Source organism: Pseudomonas kielensis, from assembly GCF_014236655.1.
Classification (GTDB): domain Bacteria; phylum Pseudomonadota; class Gammaproteobacteria; order Pseudomonadales; family Pseudomonadaceae; genus Aquipseudomonas; species Aquipseudomonas kielensis.
Genome location: NZ_JACMYG010000006.1, coordinates 132912 through 153018, shown reverse-complemented (window position 1 = coordinate 153018; position 20107 = coordinate 132912). Strand labels below are relative to the sequence as shown.

The 20107-nt window shown below is 62.4% G+C and carries 16 protein-coding genes; 7 read left to right on the top strand and 9 right to left on the bottom strand.

The window, feature by feature from the left end; genetic code table 11:
• The first annotated feature begins 18 nt into the window (after nucleotides 1-18).
• The 3 genes from H7995_RS08270 to H7995_RS08260 all read left to right on the top strand — a co-directional run bounded on the left by H7995_RS08270 (nucleotide 19) and on the right by H7995_RS08260 (nucleotide 3677).
• Nucleotides 19-1854 carry a hypothetical protein gene (locus H7995_RS08270; protein ID WP_182343117.1) on the top strand — a complete coding sequence of 612 codons (1836 nt, stop codon included), beginning with the start codon at nucleotides 19-21 and terminating at the stop codon, nucleotides 1852-1854.
• The gene (locus tag H7995_RS08265; protein ID WP_232534575.1) at nucleotides 1854-2687 is read left to right on the top strand and encodes a hypothetical protein; all 834 of its coding nucleotides are present in this window, start codon (nucleotides 1854-1856) and stop codon (nucleotides 2685-2687) included. Before H7995_RS08270 ends, H7995_RS08265 begins: the two co-directional genes overlap by 1 nt.
• 78 nt (nucleotides 2688-2765) lie before the next feature.
• A complete protein-coding gene (locus H7995_RS08260; protein ID WP_182343115.1) occupies nucleotides 2766-3677 on the top strand; it encodes a hypothetical protein in 912 nt (303 codons plus the stop codon).
• 82 nt (nucleotides 3678-3759) lie between these two features.
• Here the strand turns inward: H7995_RS08260 and H7995_RS08255 are convergent, their stop codons facing one another.
• Nucleotides 3760-5046, bottom strand: a complete 1287-nt coding sequence (locus H7995_RS08255) for an OprD family porin (protein WP_185818223.1) — start codon at nucleotides 5044-5046, stop codon at nucleotides 3760-3762.
• A 290-nt stretch (nucleotides 5047-5336) separates the two neighbouring features.
• A complete protein-coding gene (locus H7995_RS08250) occupies nucleotides 5337-6032 on the bottom strand; it encodes a DsbA family protein (RefSeq protein ID WP_166590318.1) in 696 nt (231 codons plus the stop codon).
• A 227-nt stretch (nucleotides 6033-6259) separates the two neighbouring features.
• Here H7995_RS08250 and H7995_RS08245 point away from each other — a divergent pair, with 227 nt between their 5' ends.
• Entirely contained in the window at nucleotides 6260-8356 is a 2097-nt protein-coding gene (locus tag H7995_RS08245; RefSeq protein WP_185818222.1) for a TonB-dependent receptor, read from the top strand.
• 53 nt (nucleotides 8357-8409) lie between these two features.
• On the opposite strand, the gene H7995_RS08240 is transcribed toward H7995_RS08245, so the two are convergent.
• From H7995_RS08240 to H7995_RS08225, 4 genes are all read right to left on the bottom strand, one after another.
• Nucleotides 8410-8610, bottom strand: a complete 201-nt coding sequence (locus H7995_RS08240) for a hypothetical protein (protein WP_182343109.1) — start codon at nucleotides 8608-8610, stop codon at nucleotides 8410-8412.
• 244 nt (nucleotides 8611-8854) lie between these two features.
• Nucleotides 8855-9961 (bottom strand): agmatine deiminase, encoded by a 1107-nt coding sequence (gene aguA / locus H7995_RS08235; RefSeq protein ID WP_166590315.1) that lies wholly within the window; start codon nucleotides 9959-9961, stop codon nucleotides 8855-8857.
• 5 nt (nucleotides 9962-9966) lie between these two features.
• A complete protein-coding gene (aguB, locus tag H7995_RS08230; protein WP_166590314.1) occupies nucleotides 9967-10845 on the bottom strand; it encodes an N-carbamoylputrescine amidase in 879 nt (292 codons plus the stop codon).
• Nucleotides 10846-11169: 324 nt separating this feature from the next.
• Nucleotides 11170-14082 (bottom strand): aminotransferase, encoded by a 2913-nt coding sequence (locus tag H7995_RS08225; RefSeq protein WP_185818221.1) that lies wholly within the window; start codon nucleotides 14080-14082, stop codon nucleotides 11170-11172.
• Nucleotides 14083-14254: 172 nt separating this feature from the next.
• Here H7995_RS08225 and H7995_RS08220 point away from each other — a divergent pair, with 172 nt between their 5' ends.
• The 3 genes from H7995_RS08220 to H7995_RS08210 are packed head-to-tail and all read left to right on the top strand — an operon-like array spanning nucleotide 14255 to nucleotide 17968.
• Nucleotides 14255-16063, top strand: coding sequence for a sensor histidine kinase (locus H7995_RS08220; RefSeq protein WP_166590327.1), 1809 nt, complete (start codon nucleotides 14255-14257; stop codon nucleotides 16061-16063).
• Nucleotides 16060-17463, top strand: coding sequence for a sigma-54-dependent transcriptional regulator (locus tag H7995_RS08215; protein ID WP_185818220.1), 1404 nt, complete (start codon nucleotides 16060-16062; stop codon nucleotides 17461-17463). The genes H7995_RS08220 and H7995_RS08215 overlap by 4 nt, the downstream gene beginning before the upstream one ends.
• Before the next feature lie 49 nt (nucleotides 17464-17512).
• Nucleotides 17513-17968 (top strand): YiiD C-terminal domain-containing protein, encoded by a 456-nt coding sequence (locus H7995_RS08210; protein ID WP_166590311.1) that lies wholly within the window; start codon nucleotides 17513-17515, stop codon nucleotides 17966-17968.
• Between the two features lie 87 nt (nucleotides 17969-18055).
• On the opposite strand, the gene H7995_RS08205 is transcribed toward H7995_RS08210, so the two are convergent.
• The 3 genes from H7995_RS08205 to nudE all read right to left on the bottom strand — a co-directional run bounded on the left by H7995_RS08205 (nucleotide 18056) and on the right by nudE (nucleotide 20046).
• Entirely contained in the window at nucleotides 18056-18505 is a 450-nt protein-coding gene (locus H7995_RS08205) for a hypothetical protein (RefSeq protein WP_185818219.1), read from the bottom strand.
• A 141-nt stretch (nucleotides 18506-18646) separates the two neighbouring features.
• Nucleotides 18647-19483, bottom strand: a complete 837-nt coding sequence (cysQ, locus tag H7995_RS08200; protein ID WP_182343099.1) for a 3'(2'),5'-bisphosphate nucleotidase CysQ — start codon at nucleotides 19481-19483, stop codon at nucleotides 18647-18649.
• Nucleotides 19480-20046 (bottom strand): ADP compounds hydrolase NudE, encoded by a 567-nt coding sequence (gene nudE, locus H7995_RS08195; RefSeq protein WP_166590308.1) that lies wholly within the window; start codon nucleotides 20044-20046, stop codon nucleotides 19480-19482. The genes cysQ and nudE overlap by 4 nt, the downstream gene beginning before the upstream one ends.
• Nucleotides 20047-20107: the final 61 nt, after the last annotated feature.

Here is a 20107-nt window from a genome sequence, read left to right as displayed (position 1 = left end):
GTAGAAAGGAACCCACCCATGCTCGAGATTTTCCGCGCGTTTTTTACCGCGTACTGGTATGTGATCATACCGGTCGTGTTCACCACGCTGATGGCCATTCCGGTCATTGTTTACTGGTCTTCCTTCAAATACTGGTGGATGAACCTGCGCATTCGCATGCCGGGTTTTGGCCGGATTCGCCACTGGGTCAAGAACCCAGGTGAAAAAGAAAAGGCCAGCGAAACCAACCTCAAACCCCTCGGCTTCCTGTCGTCTGAGAGGGAGTTGTGTGGGTTCTACGAGGCCTACTATCGTCAACACCAACCGTCGGAAGCCGCCTTCCGCCGCAACCAGGACTACCTGGGCAAGATCCACGAAGACGGTCGTCGCGAGAAAGGGATTGGCCTGTGGACCTTGATCGTGGTGCTGATGCTGATCGAAGCCACGGCCTTCGGTTTCGCCCTGGCGCCATTTGCCCTGACTCTTGCCACGCCTAACACGGCACTGGCCGGCGCATTCGCCATCGGCCTGGTGATTTCGATTATCGGTTTGTTCCTGTCCGAGTTTGCCGGCCGCGCGCTGTACAAAAACCGCGTCGTTGACCACATCATGTCCTACGAGAACCTACGTCGCAGCGGTGCCGGTGGCGACATGATGAGCACTGCTGTCATCACACTCGACAACACCAACATCGATGACGCAGACGCGCAATATCAACAAATGCTCAACCGGGTCAAAGTGGACAAGGACGGCGACAAGCCGGCCAAGCGCTACACCATGCTGATCGGTTATGGGATTTTCATCCTCGGCCTGGCCATTGCTGCGTTCTGGGTCCGTACTGAAACCCTCAATGCCCAGGAAACCGACCTGATCGCCAACCCGCCAGCCGTGAGCCAGTCGGCCGACGACTTCCCGGCCAACGATGGCGTTCCGCTGCCGGACGACATGCAGGCACTGTCCGATAACGCCGCTGGCAAATCGGCGCAGGATCAGATCGATGCCTTGCACCGTGCATCCCTGGTGACCTTTGCCGTCTTGAGCGGGCTGTTCATCTTCATTCAGGCGAGCTCCACTTACCTGGCGTTCATCTTCGGCTTTGCCGGCACGCATTCGCGCAAGGCCTGGGAGCTGACCCACAAGTTCTCCAGCGCCAATGACTACATGCGTTATCACGCCAACAAAGCCCGCTGTGTCGCCAACGACGCGCAAGCTTCGCTGGGTACGCTGCAAGGCCTGCAATTGAAAGTGTTCCGTGTCAGCGGCACCGACCAGGAAAAACTGCGCTCCGATCTGCTGAATCGCACCTTCGAGTCTTACATCCACCAAGAAGACGAAAAGGCGGCGACCAAGGAAAAAACAGACGCCAAAAAAGAAACCGACAAGCAGAATCGGCAGGTCATCGTCGACTACATGTCCAAGATCGTTAAGGAACTCAAGGCCGCCATTGATGCGGGTGACGATGACAAAATCAACGACTTGATTGCCAGGGCCAACCCGCGCTTCGAACAGATCAATGACAACGATCCGGAACTGAGCGACTACAAAAAGAGCTTCGCCGCCTTGAAGATCTTCTACGTTGCTCCCGCTCCGGCACCAGTCGCCGCTCCAGCACCCGCCCCTGCCCCTGTCGTCGCCCAGGTCGTGGCCGCAACCGTGGAAGCCGCCCCGGCCCCCGAGCCAGCGCCTGCCCCCGTCGCCGCACCAGCACCAGCAGCACCTGCTCCATCGGCCACCGGCTTCGACCACAATGCCTTCGGCGACCTGACCGCCTTCGATGAAGACGACATCGATTACGTGGCCAACAAAAAAGGCGTGGACGCCGCCACTATCCGTCGTGCGCGCAAGCTGCAAATGCTCGACAAGCAGGAGGTCTGATGAAGTTCAAGAGCCTGTTGCTGGCTCTGGCATTCGTGCCCGCTGCCCTGGTGGCAGCGGAGCGCAATGATGTGCCGAGCTGCTACGCCCAAACCAAGATCGAGCAGTTTCGCAGTGCGCCTTCCGGGCGCATGTTGACGGTGGTGGTCGACCAGACCACACCGCTGACCCAGGACCTGCAGAAAACCGCCTGGGGCCACATCAAGCGTTTCCTGCAGCCGGGCGACAAGCTGCGCCTGTACTCGTTCAGCGCCTACCTCGACGGCCATTACACGCGCCTGCAGTTTGCCGGCGAGCTGGAAAAGCCGATCGACCCGGCCGTGCTCGGCGATGTGCCGATGATGGCCAGCCGCAAGTTCGACAGCTGCATGAAGGGTCAATCGAGCGCCTTCTATCAGCGCTTCGGCAAGGCTTTCGCCAACGCCATGGGCAAGTCCAGCTCGGACATCCCGCGCAGTGAAATCCTGTTCAGCCTGAAGTCCATCAGCGACGACCTCAAGAGCGCCGAAGGGGTCAATGAGAACGTCATCCTGTTGATGTCCGACATGCTCGAGTACAGCGACTTCGGCAGCTTCTACAGCAACAACGGGATCCGCGAGATCAACCCGCAGGTGGAACTGGCGAAGGTCGAAAAGCAGAACCTGCTGGCTGACTTTGGCGGGGCCCGGGTCTATGTGCATGGGGCGGCCTTCGTGCCCACCCAGATCAAGAACGGCTACCGCAGCGGCAAGATGATCCAGAACCTCGAAGGCTTCTGGAGCCAGTACTTCGCCAAGTCCAACGCAGCACTCAAAGGCTTCGGTAACCCCGAGCTGACGAGCGCTGTCGAGTGATTGATCGGCCGCCTGCAACGGGAAAACCGTGCACGATCGCAGGCGGCCTTTTCATAGGTAACGGATGAGGAATGACGCATGAGCCTGTGGAACGACCTCAAGCAGAAAGCGATCGATGCCAACCCTGAGCTGGCGGCCAAGGCCACTCAAGCCCTGAGCAAGGCCAAGGACCTGGCCGTCGAGGCTGGGCACAAAGCCGCGCCGGTGCTCAAGGAGGCGACCGAAAAGGCCGCCGCCTATGCCCAGGAAAAGACCCCGATCGTCAAGGCGCAAGCCCTCAAGGCCATCGACGACGCCAGGATTCGCCGGGCCGAACTGCAACTGCGGGCGAAAAACGACAAGGCGGCGCGGGATGAAATGATCCGCACCATGTATGACATCAGCCTGACGCCCGAAGACGATCTGTTCATCGACGAACCGTTCAACCACTACGAGCGCTCGTTCAACTTCTTCGTGGTCAGCGGCGAAGTGCTGGACAGCCAGAAACGCAACCAACTGCACCTGCAGGCCGGTCACTCCCACAGCTCGGGCGGTGGCTACATCAGCAATGGCAGTGGCTACGTCGGCGGCGGTTCGTCATCGTCCTACGTCAGCAGCCGCAACGTTCACGAGCACGAGTTCTGGGTGAAATTGCGCGACGGCAAGGAAGCCTGCTTCCAGTTGGCCGACAAGAACGTGCGGATCCGCGAAGGCCAGTCCATCAGCATGCTGTTCATGCACCCGGCCGACACCACCACCGGGGAAATGGTCGCGCTGTACAACCACAGCTCCGCGCAGAACTGCATCATCTGCTCACCGGCGCAGATCAACCGAATGTTCAACCTCTACACCGTGGAGCCGGGCTTCTTCAACAAGAGCGAAGTACAGGCCACCCGCAATCGCCTGTTGCTGGCGTTGGAGCAGCGCCTTGAGCAACTGGCAGCCTATATGGACCGGCAGGGTCGGCCTGTGGCCATGATCGAGGCGATAGAAGGCCAGCGACACGACTAGCCCTCACCGCCCATGAAAAAGCCCCGAACCAGTCGGGGCTTTTTTGTCAGCCTGGTATCAGGCCGCGATCACGCACGCTGTATCAGAACACGTTGATCGGGTAATCCACGTACACCCGCAGCTCGTTGCCGCTGACGTTGTATTCGCTGGATTTCTGCGACACACGCAGGATCGAGCTACGCAGCTTCACGCTCAGGTCTTTGGCCGGGCCGCTCTGGACCACGTACTTGAACTGGTTGAAGATTTCGCGCTCGGTGCCACCGGTGCTGGTGGAGGTGGTGATGTTGTCGCCACGCACGTAAGCCACGTTGTAGGTCAGGCCAGGCACGCCGAAAGCGCCGAAGTCGAGGCCGTAGCCCAACTGCCAGCTGCGCTCGTCTTCAGCGTTGAAGTCGGACCAGTAGGAGTTGGCCAGGTAGATGGTGTTGCCACCGTCACCGACACGACCCTGGTCTTTCTGGTAGCCGCCGTAGGCGTAGCCCAGGTTGCTGTCACCGGTGCTGCGCTGGTGCGCCAGGGTGAACGAGTGCGGGCCGGTGGCGAAGGTGGCGGCCAGGCTCCAGATCTTGTTATCGTCGCCTGTGGCGCCGCTTTCACGAACGTAGGAATCTTCCAGCTTGGTGCGGTAGCCGTTCAGGTCCAGGGTCAGGGACTGATCGCTGGCCAGCGGGAACACGTAGTTCAGGTTGATGTACTGCTTCTTCAGCACGTCTTCGACGTCGGAAGCGTACAGCGCGCCCTTGAACTGCTCGGTGAACTGGTAGCTACCGCCCAACACGTTGATCGACTTCAGACCACCGCTGTCACGGCCTTCCGCGCTTTTACGCGACTCGGCAGTGAAACGACCGGCGTTCAGTTCCAGGCCTTCGATATCTTTGGAAGTGATCAGGGTACCGGTGTAGCTTTCCGGCAGCAGGCGGGAGTTGTCGTAGTTCAGCACCGGCAGGGCCGGCATCTGGTCACCGTAGGTCAGCACGGTGCTCGACAGACGGAATTTCACCGCCGCGCCAGCCTTGGACAGGTCGTTGGCCGCAGCGCCGCTGTCGCCTTGCTTGAAGAAGTCGATACCACCGGCACCGCTACGGCCTTTGCCGCCGTCCAGGCGCAGAGCGTACAGACCGAAAGCGTCCACGCCGACACCTACGGTGCCCTGGGTGAAGCCCGAGGAGAAGGTGCCAATGGCAGCCTGGCCCCATTCGGCCTTGTCGTCGTTACCATCCTTGTAATCGCGATTGATGTAAGCGTTGCGCAGCAGCACTTTCAGGCTGCTGTCTTCAACAAAACCCTTGGACTCAGCTTGGTCATTGGCCATTGCTTGAGTCGCGCTCAACATCCCCAGTGCGATCAGACTAATACGCTTATTCAACATGTTATTTTCCTTATTACGGGTTGATACGCGCTGTGACCGCTGGCTGAAATGGCTGCTTTTGCGCTCTTTTTTCATCCCTAAACAAAAGGGCCCGCCCACACAAAAGCGTGGCGGGCCCTTTTTATTGTTTTGAGTCGTGGCTACGTGCCACAGGCGTTGGCGCGAATCCTAGCCGCGCATGTAACAGTGTGTCAATTTCGTGAATCGTCTGTAATAAGACGAAAATTGTCTAAGAAATCAGTTGCCAAGCGCACTCGCAGGCCCTCCGACGAACGGCCGAGCCCACTCGATCAATGACTACAGCCGTCCAGCCCGCAGGCCGGACCCGCCGCCGCACGATCACCTTCAGGCTGTTTCAGCGACTGGCCCAGCCATTGGGCAAAGGCTTCGGGTTGGCCCAGCCAAGGGCCGATATCGATCAGGGAAAACTGGCCATCGTGCTCCAGCACCAGCGTCGGAAACCCCTGCCCGCCGACCTCTGCCAGCAGCGACCGGCTGTGCTTGAAGTGGACCTGCAACTCGTTGGCCACCACCTGCTTGAACTCGGCGTCAAAGGCCTCGGCGTCCAGCCCAATAGCGGCGGCCAGTTCCCGCAGCACCGCCGCGTCGGCAATGCGCCGGCCGTGCACATAGTGCGCGCTCTGCAGGCACCCGAGCAGTTCCAGGCCCCGACCACCCAGACGCTGCGCCGCCAGCACCGCCGCGGTCGGTGGCGCAGAATCGAAGACTGCCGAGTGATCGCGCAGCAGCCCATCGAAATACGCCTGGCCAAACGGCTGCCCGCTGTACTCGGCAATTCGCCGGTCGTGGGGCATCACGTAGTCGCGCAGTTGCGCACTCACCGGCTGCCGGTTGGCGCCGGTCATCATGCCGCCGCCGTGCAGCAACACCGGCAAAACCGCCTGAGCGGCCTGCACCAGGGGTTTGGCGCCATAGCACCAGCCACACAAGGGATCGTAAATGTAGTGAAGGGTCGGGCCAGACATGCAGGGCTCCAGCAAAGGCTCAGAATGGGAGGGCAGCAGGTTATGCCTGGCGCATGCCTGGAAAAACCTCACCCCGCGATTTGGTGTGTTGCGCAGAGCGGTCGAATCCCTAAGAAATAATTAGAAACAATCAATCCGTGTAACGCTTCAGGAATAATTAACGGAAGTAAATAGCAAGCATTACCATTCGCACCCTCGAATGACCCACCCCTTCGGATGCGTTTCAAATGCCTGCCCCCTTTCGTCTTACGTCCGTCACCCTGGGCCTGTGCGCCTCGTTGACCGGCGGTTTTACCTGCGCTGCCACCACTGAATTGCCCGCCACCTCGATCAGCGCCGAAGTGGGCGAAGTCGACGATCCACGGGTCAAGGAAGTCAGCACCGCGACCCGCACCGCCACCCCGGTGCGCTACGTCCCGCAGGCCATCGACTCGATCAAGACCGCCAACCTCTCCGACTACGGCACCAACGACCTGGGCACGGCCCTGGGCGGCATCCCCAACGTCAGCAGCGGCGCCGACACGCGCTTCGACAGCTTGCGCATCCGCGGCTTCGACGCCAGCAACGACTTCTACCTCGACGGCATCCGCGACGACAGCCAGTACGTGCGCGACCTGCACAACATCGAGCGCATCGAAGTGCTCAAAGGCCCGGCCGCGGTGCTGTACGGCCGTGGCAGCCAAGGCGGGATCGTCAATCGGGTAAGCAAGTTGCCAGAATTCGGCCGCCGCTCGACCATCGAAGCCCAGGGCGGCAGCGAGGACATGCGCAGCCTGTATGCCGACCTGAGCACCGACCCGAGCGAAAACCTCAGCCTGCGCCTGAACATGGGCAACCTGGATGAAAACAGCTTTCGTGACGGCGTCAGTGGCAGCCGCCAACTGTTCGCACCGTCGATGAGCTGGCAACTGACACCGGACCTGAACTGGTTGGTGCAATACGAATACAGCCGCTACAACCGCACGCCCGATCGTGGCATCCCGGCCATCAACGGACGGCCCGCCGACGTCGGCCGCGATACCACCTACGGCACCGATAACGACTTCATCGATGACAAGTCGCAGTCCCTGCGCTCGAAACTCAGTTACGAGCTTGCCGACAACTGGCAACTGCGCCACACCCTGGGGGTGTTCAAGCTCAACAGTGATTTCGACAACACCTACGTCACCAATGTGAACACCACGACCAACCAGGTGGTTCGCCAGCATTGGCAGCAGGACCTGACCACCCGCAATGTGTTCAACAACCTGGAACTGGAAGGCGGCTTCAGCACCTTCGGCCTCGAGCATCGCCTGCTCAGCGGGCTGGAGCTGGGCAGCCAGCGCCGGGATCCGAAGCTGTACAACGCGGCCACCACACCACCGGGCAACAGCCCGGTGCCAGGCCTGGACCTGTACAACCCGGACCGGAATATCGTGCACACCGGGCGCATGCAGGTCTTCAGCGACTCCCACACCGAAGTCGAAAGCCGCGCCATTTACCTGCAGGACCAACTGCGCCTCAACGATCAATGGCAACTGCTGGCCGGCGTGCGGTATGACACCTTCGATGTCGACTCGACCAACCAGCTCAAGAACCTCTCCGAAGACCGCGACAGCCACAGCACCAGCCCACGGCTCGGCGTGGTCTGGACCCCGCTGCAGAACCACTCGTTCTACGCCTCCTGGAGCAAGACCTTCTCGCCCGTCGGCGGCGGCCTGATCGGCATCACCCCGGGCCTGACCACCAACGTCAACGACCTGAGCCCCGAGCTGACCAAGCAAAAGGAAATCGGCGTGAAGAGTGACTGGCTCGATGACCGCCTGAGCACGACCCTGGCGATCTACGAGCTTGAGCTCTACAACCGTCGCACCAGCGATCCCAACGATCCGACCGTGACCCTGCTGACCGGCATGCAACGCTCGCGCGGCATCGAACTGACCGGCGCCGGGAAAATCACCGGCAACTGGTATCTGCGAGGGGGCATGGGCTTTCAGGACGCCACCGTCGAGAAGGACAACAACGGCTTTGAAGGCAAGCGCATCAGCAACGTCGCCAAGCGCAACGGCAGCCTGTTCATCACCTGGAAACCGGAGATGGGCTGGTACGCCGAGACTGGCCTGACCCTGGTGGGCGATCGTTACGCCGACAACCTCAACACCACGGTCCTGCCCGGTTACGGCCGCTGGGACGCCCTGGCCGGTTTCCGCCAGAAAGACTGGGACCTGCGCGCGGCGCTGAACAACATCAGCGACAAGACTTACTACGAGTCGTCGACCAGCGCCTACCAGATCCAGCCAGGGGCACCCCGCAGCCTGGTCGTCACCGGGACCTACAGTTTCTAAAGGGCAAAAAAAAGCGCTGCCATCCCGGCAGCGCTTTACCAATCCCTTGTTGTCTATCCTTGCATCACATCCCACAGCGCTTCGAGTTCCGCCTCGCTGAACAAACCAGCGGGGTATCGCTCGATCATCATCCTGCGCGGGTCAGAGTCTCTGACCTGTCGCGTTCCATTAGACTTCAACCATTGCGCCAGCACCTGCAGCGACTCGCCATTCAGTGCCAAGGGATGCGCTGGCTGCTCGCTGACCCTGTTCATTGCAGCGCTCTCTCCCGGTTCTTGAGCGGCCAACTTATCCAAGGTTTATGACAGAACAACGCCGTTCTACATTCCCGAGAATTACTCACGGGCATATACAAGAGCTATGCCAAGGCGACTGGCAGCCCGACGTGCGGCAATAAAAAGCCCGCAGGCCTTCCGGGCTGCGGGCTTGCTGGGCATGACTCGATGTCGTGGGCTAAAAAACCCGGTCATCGCTCGCCACAGGCTGTTACATCTTCACTCAACCTTTGTGCGGTGCAGGCTGCTGTTGGGTCAGGCAATGAATGTTGCCGCCACCCAGTAACAGTTCACGCCCCGGCACCATCACCACTTCATGCTGCGGGAACAGGTTCTGCAGGATTTCCTTGGCCGGGCCATCCAGCGGATCGTCGAAGCTCGGGGCAATGATGCCGCCGTTGACGATCAGGAAGTTCACGTAGGAACCGGCCAGGCGCACCGTAGGATTACGCTCCTGGGTGCCGTCTACCGGATCAACCCCGGCACACTCTTCCTCCGTGGCATACAGCGGCCCCGGAATCGGCATCTTGTGTACGACAAACGGGCGACCCTTGGCGTCGGTGCTGTTTTCCAGGACCTTCATGGCCGCCTGGCAACGTGGGTAGTTCGGGTCCTGCGGGTCGTCGGTCCAGGCCAGCAGCACTTCACCGGGACGCACGTAGCAGCAGAAGTTATCCACATGGCCATCGGTTTCGTCGTTGTACAGACCGTCCGGCAGCCAGATGATCTTATCCACAGCCAGTTGCGCGCTGAGCACCGCTTCAATTTCGCTGCGGCTCAGGTGCGCGTTGCGATTGCGGTTGAGCAGGCATTCTTCGGTGGTGATCAGCGTGCCTTCGCCGTCGACGTGGATCGAACCGCCTTCGAGCACGAAGCCCTCGGTGCGGTAACGCGGACTGCGCTCGATCTCGAGGATCTTGCCGGCAACTTGTGCGTCACGGTTCCACGGCGAGTACAGGCCGCCGTCGAAACCGCCCCAGGCATTGAAGTCCCAGTGCACTCCGCGTACTTCACCGCTGTTGTTGATGACGAACGTCGGGCCGGTGTCCCGCACCCAGGCGTCATCGCTGGACATCTCGACCAGGCGAATATTCGGTACGTCGAGGCGGGCCCGGGCGTTTTCGTATTGGCCGGCGGACACGGCAACGGTCACCGGTTCGAAGCGGGCAATGGCCTTGGCCACCGCCACGTGGGCCGCTTGAGCGGGCTTGCCGCCCAGGCGCCAGTTGTCCGGGCGCTCGGGCCAGACCATCCAGGCCTGGGTCTGGGGGGCCCATTCAGCCGGCATGTAGAAACCGTCGGCGCGGGGGGTGCTGTGCAAAGTGGTCATAACAATCAGGACTCCAGGGAACCGTCTAGGGTTTTCAGCGGGCCATACAGGTTCGGACGCCGATCACGGAACGAACCCCAGGCGCTGCGGATGTGCTCCAGCTCATCCAGATCAAAACTGTGCACCAGTATGCCTTCTTCGGTCTGGTTGAGCTCCTCGACCTTCTCGCCGAACTGGTTGGCGATGAACGAAGAACCGTAGAAGGTGATGTCGTAGCCGTCCTGCTCTTCGTTGCCGATGCGGTTGCTGGCGATCAACGGCATCAGGTTGGCGCCGGCATGGCCCTGTTGCACGCGCTGCCAGTGGTCGCGCGAGGAGATGCTCTTGTCGTGCGGTTCGCTGCCGATGGCCGTCGGGTAGAACAGGATCTCGGCGCCGAGCAGCGCCATGCTGCGGGCGCACTCCGGGAACCACTGGTCCCAGCAGATGCCCACGCCGATTTTCGCGTAGCGGGTGTTCCACACCTTGAAGCCGGTGTCGCCCGGGTTGAAGTAATACTTTTCGTGGTAGCCCGGGCCATCGGGGATGTGGCTCTTGCGATAAATCCCCAGGTTGCTGCCATCGGCATCGATGATCGCGATGCTGTTGAAGCGCGCCCGGCCCGCCAGCTCGTAGAAGCTGATCGGCAGGACCACCTGCAACTCCCTGGCGACTTTCTGGAAGTGCTTGATGGCCACGTTGTCTTCAACGCGGCTCGCCAGTTGCAGGTAGTCCGGGTTCGGCTTCTGGCAGAAGTACGGGGCTTCGAACAGCTCCTGGATCAGGATGATCTGCGCGCCCTTGCCCGCGGCCTCACGGACCAGCTTCTCGGCGGTCTCAATGTTGGCTTCAAGGTCCCAGGAACAGGCCATCTGGGTAGCGGCGACAGTAACGATACGACTCATGAATCATCTCCCGGGCGGGTGCAGGGGGCCGAGCGTGGCATCGACCGATGACAGAAAGAGGTTCGGCCGGGCGCAGAAATCCACAGCGCGGCGTCAGGCGACTTTATAACCGATAAAAATCGGCTTTTAAAGGGCCTGATATGCGCATTTATATTTTTCTAGCTGTTAATGCCGATAATAATCGATATTTATGGAGGGTTTACTGGCCCTATCGCGGGCAAGCCCGCTCCCACGGAGCTCATAGGTTTTGCAGACACCCATCAAACCTGTGGGAGCTGGCCTGCCAGCGATGGCGGCCGAACGGCCACCCTCGCCAGCGCGGGCTTACAACCCTTCGTCCAGCACCTTCGCCAGCATGTCGACAAAAAAGTCGACACTCTGGCGCGACGTCACCATCGGCGGCTTGATCTTGAGGACGTTGAGGTAGTCTCCGGTCGGTTGCATGAAGATCCCCAGCTCGCGCAGACGGTCGCACAGCCGGGCGGTTTCTTCGGTGGCCGGCTCCAGCGTCTCGCGGTTGCGGACCAGTTCGACCCCCAGGTAAAAACCGGAGCCGTGCACGGCACCGACCAACGGATGATGCTCGATCAAGGCTTCCAGACGCTCCTTGAAATGACCGCCAACGACCTGGGCGTTTTCCCACAGCTTTTCTTCTTGCATCACATCCAGCACCGCCATGCCGATGCGGCAACTCACCGGACTGCCACCGGCCGAAGAGAAGAAATACCCTTCAGCTTCCAGCGCTTCGGCAATTTCCCGCCGGGTAATCACCGCCCCCAACGGCTGGCCATTGCCCATGCCCTTGGCCATGGTGATGATGTCCGGGACCACACCCTGCTCCTCGAAGCCCCAGAAAAACTTGCCCATGCGCCCATAACCCACCTGCACCTCATCGGCGATGCACACCCCGCCGCGGGCGCGGACCAGCCCATAGACCTGCTGCAGATACCCCGCTGGCAACGAGATGCCACCGGCATTGCCATACACCGGCTCGCAGATAAAGCCCGCCAACGGGCGCTTCTGCTCGTCCAGCCGAGCCAGGTGGTGCTCGACACTGCGCACGTAATCCGGCGCACTGTCGGGCCCACGGAACTCACCCCGGTAGGTGTTGGGTGCGGTAACCGGGTGCACCCAGTCCGGGCGGCTGCTGAGTGCTTTGGGGTTGTCGGCGATCGAGGTCGACACCGCGTCCGCCCCCACCGTCCAGCCGTGATACGCCTCCAACACACTGAGCATGTCGCGCGCGCCGCTGTAGGCCCACGCCAGGCGGATCGCCAGATCGTTGGCCTCGCTGCCGCTGTTGACCAGGAACACCCGGTCCATCGAGTCCGGCGCCAGCGCCAGCAAGCGCTCGGAGAACTCGGCGATGGCCGCATAGTGAAAGCGTGAGTTGGTGTTGAGCAGCGACCACTGCCGGCTGGCCTCGGCAGCCATGCGCGGGTGACCGTGGCCGAGCACCGCGACGTTGTTGAGCATGTCCAGGTAGGAGCGGCCCTGCATGTCGATCAGGTGGTTGCGCCAGCCCCGCTCGATGCGTGGCGGATCGACGTAATAGTGCTTTTGCGAACGGGCGAAGCTGGCATCCCGGCGGGCCAGCAACGTGCGTGGATCAAGCTCGGCCTCAGCATCGCAGGCCAACCCCAGCAACGCCGCCGGCGACGGGCACAACGCCTGCCAGGCCGGGGCCCGGGACGGCGTGCAGAACAGCGGCGGATCAAGTTCGGCGCCACGACACAATTGCACCCGCAATGCGCCGCTGGCCTCCCCCAGCACCTGGCCCTTGATCACCGCGGCACCGCTGTGCAGCAACGGGCTGACGCCCCACAGGCGCACGCTCAACTGGGCACTGTCGAGTTGCAGGCGGCCATCGGTGCTCAGGTGGACGACACCGGCAAACGGCGCCTCGACCGCAGTGCCCGCCGGCACCTGCAAGTCAACGTGCAGCGGGTAAGTGTCCGGTTCCTGCGCACTGTCCGGGCGGGTCCGGGACAAGCGGTACTGCCCGTAGCGACTGGCCGCCAGGCCGTGGGCTGACGCCGCTTCCAGCAGCAGACGCTGATCGATCCCCTCCTGCTCCCAGTTGCCGGCTTCGAAATGGGCACTCAGCACGCCCAGGTCGATCAGGGCGAACTCGCGTCCCACCAGGCTCGGCAGCAAGGGGGCAAATCCCTGGCTGGCGATCACTGGCAGCGACTCGCCGGCCGTCACCAGGATCGCCGCCTCCATCAGCTCGAACGGCACCGAGGTGGCAACACGGAAGATCTCCCACTCGTGGCTCAGGTTGTCGCGGCTGTACTGGTTCTGCGGATCGATGCTCACCTGCTGCTCACCGCTGAGCACCAGCACCGCGGCCCGCGCCACAATTAGCGGCCACAGTGCCTGCAACTCTTCACGCTGCAGCGGATTGACCGCGTGGTAGGCGTGCACCGCCGGCAGGATCACCATCGGGTCGCCATCGGCATGGTGCAGCAGCGCCGCGCAGGTCACCGACAGATCGGTGATGCGCCAGGTGCGGATCAGGTCGCCGAAGTCGATGACTCCCTGCATCTGCCAATGGCGTTGCGCGTCCCGCGTCCAGACCACGTTGTCGTCGGTGATGTCCATGTGGATCGCCTGCACCGGCAGCTTCGCCTGCAGGGGCAACAAGCGTCGCTCGGCGTGCAAGGCGGCGGCGCTGATCAGCTCGCGCTGTTGCGGGTCGCCGATCACCGGCAGCAGGTGTTCGATCAATGCGCTGGCATGCCGGGCATCCCACTGCAACGTGCGCTCCAGCCCCGGGTGGGTGAAGCCGGCGAGGGCCAGGTCCATTTCGCCGCAGAGCCGACCGAAACCGGCCACCACTTCATGGCCCAGGTGATCGAGGTGGGTCAGGGATTGTCCGTCGATGTAGTCGAGCACGCGCACGTGCAGGGACTGGCCGGCCAGCTCCAGGGTCAGCAGGTCGGCACCGTTCTTCGCCGCGATGACCCGCGGGACATGCAACCCGGGACGTGCCGCCAGGTGTTTGAGCGCGGCGTGCTGGGCCTCGAGCTCCAACGCGGCGTAGTCGCCCCGGCAGATTTTCAGGACGAAGCGCCCCTGATCACTGTCGAGCCGATAGTTGAGATCCTGCTGGCTGCCCAGTGACTGCAGCGTCCCGCTCAGCCCGTAGTGTTCACGCAGCAGCTCCAGTGCTTGCTCTGCGGTGACTTGCGGACTGGCCAGACTGGCGCGGTGAATCAACGTGGCGAGCAACATACAACAACCCCTGGCATTTTTATAAGACGTCTATATCGCCACTGCGCAGGGCGATACGCAACCCCCGGCAGCGGTCAGTGATCGGCCAGCGTGACGTAACGCGTTGCGCGAGTGTCTCGCCGCGCAAGCCTAGGCATAATGCAGTGGTACCCCCAGGCGATCCCCGATGCCCATGACTCCAGCCCTCCCCCGCAGACCCCGTTGGCGCAGCCTGGCCCTGCTTGCCCTGTGCCTGGCACCCTTGTTGTGGCCGCTGGAGCACCTGGCCGAGCGTTATTACCGCAGCGAACTGGCCGGCCAGAACCGCCAGACCCTGGACCTGTACGTCGCCAACCTGCTGGGTACCCTGCACCGCTACGAGGTGTTGCCGCAGATCCTCGGCGACCTGCCCGCCTTGCGCGCCGTCCTCGGGGCGCCGGACGATGGCGTGACCCAGGGCAACGCCAACCGCTTCCTGAAAAACATCAGCGCCCAGACCGGGGCCGAGGTCATGTACCTGATGGACGTGCGCGGCAACACCCTGGCCACGTCGAACTGGGACAAGCAGGACAGCTTCATCGGCCGCAACTTCGCCTTCCGCCCCTACTTCAGCGAAGCGATGCAGGGTCGCCTCGGGCGCTTTTTCGGCCTGGGCACCACCTCCACCAAACGTGGCTATTACTTCGCTGCCGCCGTGCGCGAAGGCGAACAGATACTCGGTGTGCTGGTGATCAAGGTCGACCTGGACCACACCGAAAGCCTGTGGGGCAAAACCCCGGAACAACTGCTGGTGACCGATCACAACGGCGTGGTCATCCTCACCTCGCGGGCGGACTGGCGCTTCCGTGCAAGCCGGCCACTGACGGAGGATGAGCGCACCGCCATCGCCGCCGTGCAGCCCTACCCGACCCTCGATCCACGGCCCTTGCAGATCGACCAGAATGCCTGGTTGACCCAGACCCAGCAGATCGACGAGACCGGCTGGCGCGTCAGCATCCTTGCGCCCAGGACCCTGATCGACCGCCCCGTGCGCACCGTGGTGGCCACCGGCGGTGCGACGCTGCTGGTGCTGATGTTGCTGCTGGGGCTGATGATGCAGCGCCGCCGCCACTACCTGCAGCGCATCGACTTCGAAGCCAGGACCCGGCGTGAACTGGAAGTCCGGGTGGCTGAGCGGACCAGTGACCTGGAAGGCCTCAACCGCCGGCTCCGGGAAGAAGTGCTGGAGCGTGAGCAGGCGCAACAGGAGCTGGTACGCGCCCAGGACGACCTGGTCCAGGCCGGTAAACTCTCGGCGCTGGGCACTATGTCGGCGAGCATCAGCCACGAACTCAATCAACCGCTGGCGGCCATCCGCAGCTACGCCGAGAACGCCGAGGTGCTGCTCGATCATCAACGCACCGACGATGCCCGTGGCAACCTCAAGCTGATCAGCGAACTGACCGGGCGCATGGCCTCGATCATCGCCCATCTGCGCGCCTTTGCCCGGCGCGACCGCCACGCCCCGGAAAGCGTCGCCCTGCAACCGGCGCTGGACGACGCCCTGGCGTTGCTGGCCAAGCGTCGCCGCAGCATGGAAGTGGAACTGATCCGCGACCTGCCAGCCGCCGCGCTGTGGGTCGAGGCCGGCGAAACCCGGCTGCGCCAGGTGCTGGGCAACCTGCTGGCCAACGCCCTCGATGCCCTCACCGAAAAAGGTCCGCCGCGCAAACTCTGGTTGAGTGCCGAAACCACCGCCGAGGGCGTCAATCTGTACATTCGCGATAACGGCCCGGGGTTCTGCATGGAAGCCCTGAGCCGCGCCAGCGAGCCGTTCTACACCACCAAGACCCGCACCCAGGGCCTTGGCCTGGGGCTGGCCATCTGCGAAACCCTGATGCGCGCCTTCGGCGGTGAACTGTCGTTCGCCAACCACAAGGAAGGCGGCGCCCTGATCACCCTGCGGCTGCGCGCTGGCGCACCCGGTGTAAGCCTGCAACCGTCCGAGGACCGCAGTGAATGAGCAACCTGATCGACAATCGGATTGAAGTGGTACTGATCGACGACGATCCGCACCTGCGCCAGGCCCTGAGCCAGACGCTGGACCTGGCCGGGCTGAAGATCCTGCCGCTGGCGCAAGCCCAGGGCCTGGCCGCGCGGCTGGAGCGCGACTGGCCCGGCGTGGTGGTCAGCGACATTCGCATGCCCGGCATGGACGGTCTGGAGTTGCTGGCCGAACTGCACGGCCAGGACCCGGAGCTGCCGGTCTTGCTGATTACCGGTCACGGTGACGTTCCGTTGGCGGTGCAGGCGATGCGCGCCGGGGCCTATGACTTCCTCGAAAAACCCTTCGCCAGCGATGCCCTGCTCGACAGCGTGCGCCGGGCCCTGGCCCTGCGCCGCCTGGTCCTGGAAAACCGCAGCCTGCGCCTGGCCCTGAGCGATCGCAATGAACTGAGTACGCGGCTGATCGGCCAGTCGCCGTCGATGCTGCGCCTGCGCGAGCAGATCGGCGCGCTGGCCCCGACCAAGGCCGACGTGCTGGTCCTCGGTGAGACCGGCGCCGGCAAGGAAGTGGTGGCCCGCGCCCTGCACGACTTGTCGAACCGCCGCAACGGCCCCTTCGTCGCGATCAACGCCGGGGCGTTGGCCGAGTCGGTGGTCGAGAGCGAGCTGTTTGGTCACGAACCGGGGGCGTTCACCGGGGCGCAGAAGCGGCGCATCGGCAAGTTCGAATTTGCCAATGGCGGCACGCTGTTCCTCGATGAAATCGAAAGCATGAGCCTGGACGTGCAGGTCAAGCTCCTGCGTCTGCTGCAAGAGCGGGTGGTGGAACGGCTGGGGGGCAATCAGTTGATCCCGCTGGACATCCGCATCATTGCCGCCACCAAGGAAGACTTGCGTCAGTCCGCCGACCAGGGGCGTTTTCGCGCCGACCTCTACTACCGCCTGAACGTCGCGCCGCTGCGCATTCCGCCACTGCGCGAACGCGGCGAAGATGCCCTGATGATGTTCCAGCACTTTGCCGATGAAGCCAGCGAACGCCATGGCCTGGCGCCCCACGAACTGCTCCCGGGGCAACGGGCGCTGCTGCTGCGCCATCGCTGGCCGGGTAATGTGCGCGAGCTGCAGAATGCCGCCGAGCGTTTTGCCCTCGGCCTGGAACTGGCGCTCGACCCCACGGCCGCCGATGGCAGTCCCGCGCCGCTGAGTGCCGAACCCAGCGGCAACCTCAGCGAGCAAGTGGAAAACTTCGAGAAAAACCTGATCGCCGCCGAACTGGCGCGCTCCCACAGTTCCCTGCGCAGCGTCGCCGAAGCCCTCGGGGTACCGCGCAAGACCCTGCATGACAAGCTGCGCAAACACGGCCTGAATTTCGCCGACGCCGCCGGCGCCCACAACAGCGCCGAGGAACTCGATTGAGCCGCATATCGCCATCTGTCATCCCGGCAACCCACCCTGAGGTCCGCGCATGAACCACGACAGTCGTTACCTGGAATCAATCCTGCACCACGACATCCCCCTGACGCAGGAGATGGGCCTCAAGGTGCTCGACTGGCAGTCCGGGCAATTACGCCTGCAGCTACCGTTGGCAGCCAACGTCAACCACAAGAGCACCATGTTCGGCGGCAGCCTGTACTGCGCCGCCGTGCTGGCGGGCTGGGGCTGGTTGCACCTGCGCCTGCGTGAAGCCGGCATCGAGGACGGGCACATCGTGATCCAGGAAGGGCACATCAGCTACCCGCTGCCGGTGACCACCGACGGGATTGCCCTCTGTGAAGCTCCGAGTGCGGCGGTGTGGAAGAAATTCCTGACGATGTACGAACGCTACGGCCGGGCACGATTGACGCTGCATGCGCGGATTGTGAATGCCGGGAGTGATGAGGATGCGGTGACGTTTACCGGGCAGTATGTGCTGCATCGCTAGCACTGGCTGGCTATCAAACCTGACGATGACGCGACTGCCCTCGGCGTCATCGTTCCTGCCAACCCCCGCACTAAACGACAGCGACGATCAGTCAGACTTTGGAAGTTTGTCGTACGTCACCACCACATTTGCCGAACCGTCGGCAACGAGTTGCTTGTTCGACTTAAATTCTCCATTGCGACAGGTCACAGACTGATAACCAACCAGTTCAATCGTGACGCTATAACCCTGGGTACTTTCACTCGAACGACAAAGAGTATCGTTGCTGTGCAGTTGAGTGGTGGTGTTGGGGCGATGATCGACTGACGCCATACCTATTATGTGCGGCGTGCCGTCCACCTCGATTTGCGGTGAGATATTGACCTCGACTTGGGTCTGCGAAGTTAATACCAAGTCCTTGTCGCCATGCTTTACAACCCCGCTTGTCGTCAACAACGTCAAGCCCTCTGGCGGGGACTTGATCGTGACAGTCCCGGCGGACGCGCTCCCGAAATAAAGTGAAAGTCCAACCAATAAAAGCACTTTATCGATTTTCATTTGAACCTCAGCCCCATCAGCCACCTACCATCATCAGGTGTGTTGGATGCTAGCACTCAGCCCCCTACTTGAAACCTGTCATATCTGACAGTGTGCAAACATACAGTGATCAAACAGGGGATGACTTTACAGGCTGACTGTTCAGTTTGAACTCAAGCTCAATAACTTCTCTCGCCATGACACGCCCGCAGGCAATGCCAAAAAGTAGTTGTTAAGCAGCGACTCCCGCGCAGGATAGCTGAAGCGTTCGCCACTCAACTCCAGCACTTCGCCGCCCGCGCCTTCGAGTACGCCTTGGGCTGCCGCGGTATCCCACTGGGAAGTCGGCGCCAACCGCGGATAACAATCCGCCGCACCTTCGGCCAACAGGCAGAACTTCAACGAGCTGCCGATGTTCGCCAGCTGCAACTCACCCAGGCTGGCACTCAAGCCCGCCAGCAAGCGCTCTTGTTCCGGGCTGGAATGGCGGCGGCTGGCAACCACGGTAAAGGCTTCGCCTGCGGCCGGCGCCAGGCGGACCTGGATCGGTTGCGCGGCGCTGTCTTGGTCGGCGCGCCAGGCGCCGAGCCCGTCACCGCCGAAATAGCAGCGACCGTTGGTGGGCATCGACACCACCCCAAACACCACGCGCCCCTGCTCGATCAACGCGATGTTGACGGTGAATTCTTCACTGCCGGCGATGAACTCCTTGGTGCCATCCAGCGGATCCACCAGCCACCAGCGCTGCCAGCCGGCGCGCACGGCTTGAGGGATATTGGCGTCTTCTTCCGAGAGCACCGGGATGCTCGGATCAAGCGCCGTCAGGCCCGCGAGAATCACATGGTGTGCAGCCAGGTCGGCGGCGGTGACCGGCGAATCGTCGGTCTTGGTCATCACCTCGGTTGCGGTGCGCCAGAACGGCAGGATCGCCTCGCCAGCCTGCAGCGCCAGCTCGACCACCGGCGCCAGCAACGGGTGTGCCTGGGGAAAATCCTTCATGGCTGGAACGCTCCGCGCTGGGTCAGCAGGTCACGGGCCAGGTACAGCGCCGCCAAGGCACGGCCTTCGGTGAACTGCGGGTTTTGCGCCAGCGCCGACAGTTCGCGCAGATTGACCCGATCAACCCGCATCGGCTCCGGCTCGTCCCCTTCCAGGCGCTCTTCGTAAAGCTCGGTGGCCAGCACCACCTGGATTTTCTGGCTCATGTAACCGGGCGACAGCGACAGCTCGGTCAGGTGCTCCAGTTGCCGCGCGCCAAAACCAGCCTCTTCCTTGAGCTCGCGCTCGGCGGCGGCCAGCACATCCTCGCCCGGCTCGATCAGGCCCTTGGGCAATGACATTTCATAGGCGTCGGTGCCACCGCAGTACTCTTCGACCAGCACCGCGTGGTCGGCATCGAGCATCGCCACAATCATCACTGCGCCATACCCGGCGCCCTTGCCGACCAATCGCTCGTAGGTGCGCTCCACGCCATTGGAGAAGCGCAGTTGCACCTCTTCCACGCAAAACAGGCGGCTGGTGGCGACGATCTCGCGGGCTAGGACTTCGGGTTTTTGGCGCATAGCGGCTCCTTGGCGTGAACGGGTTACTATACCCGGCCTTTCCTGATTGTTTATGCCGGAT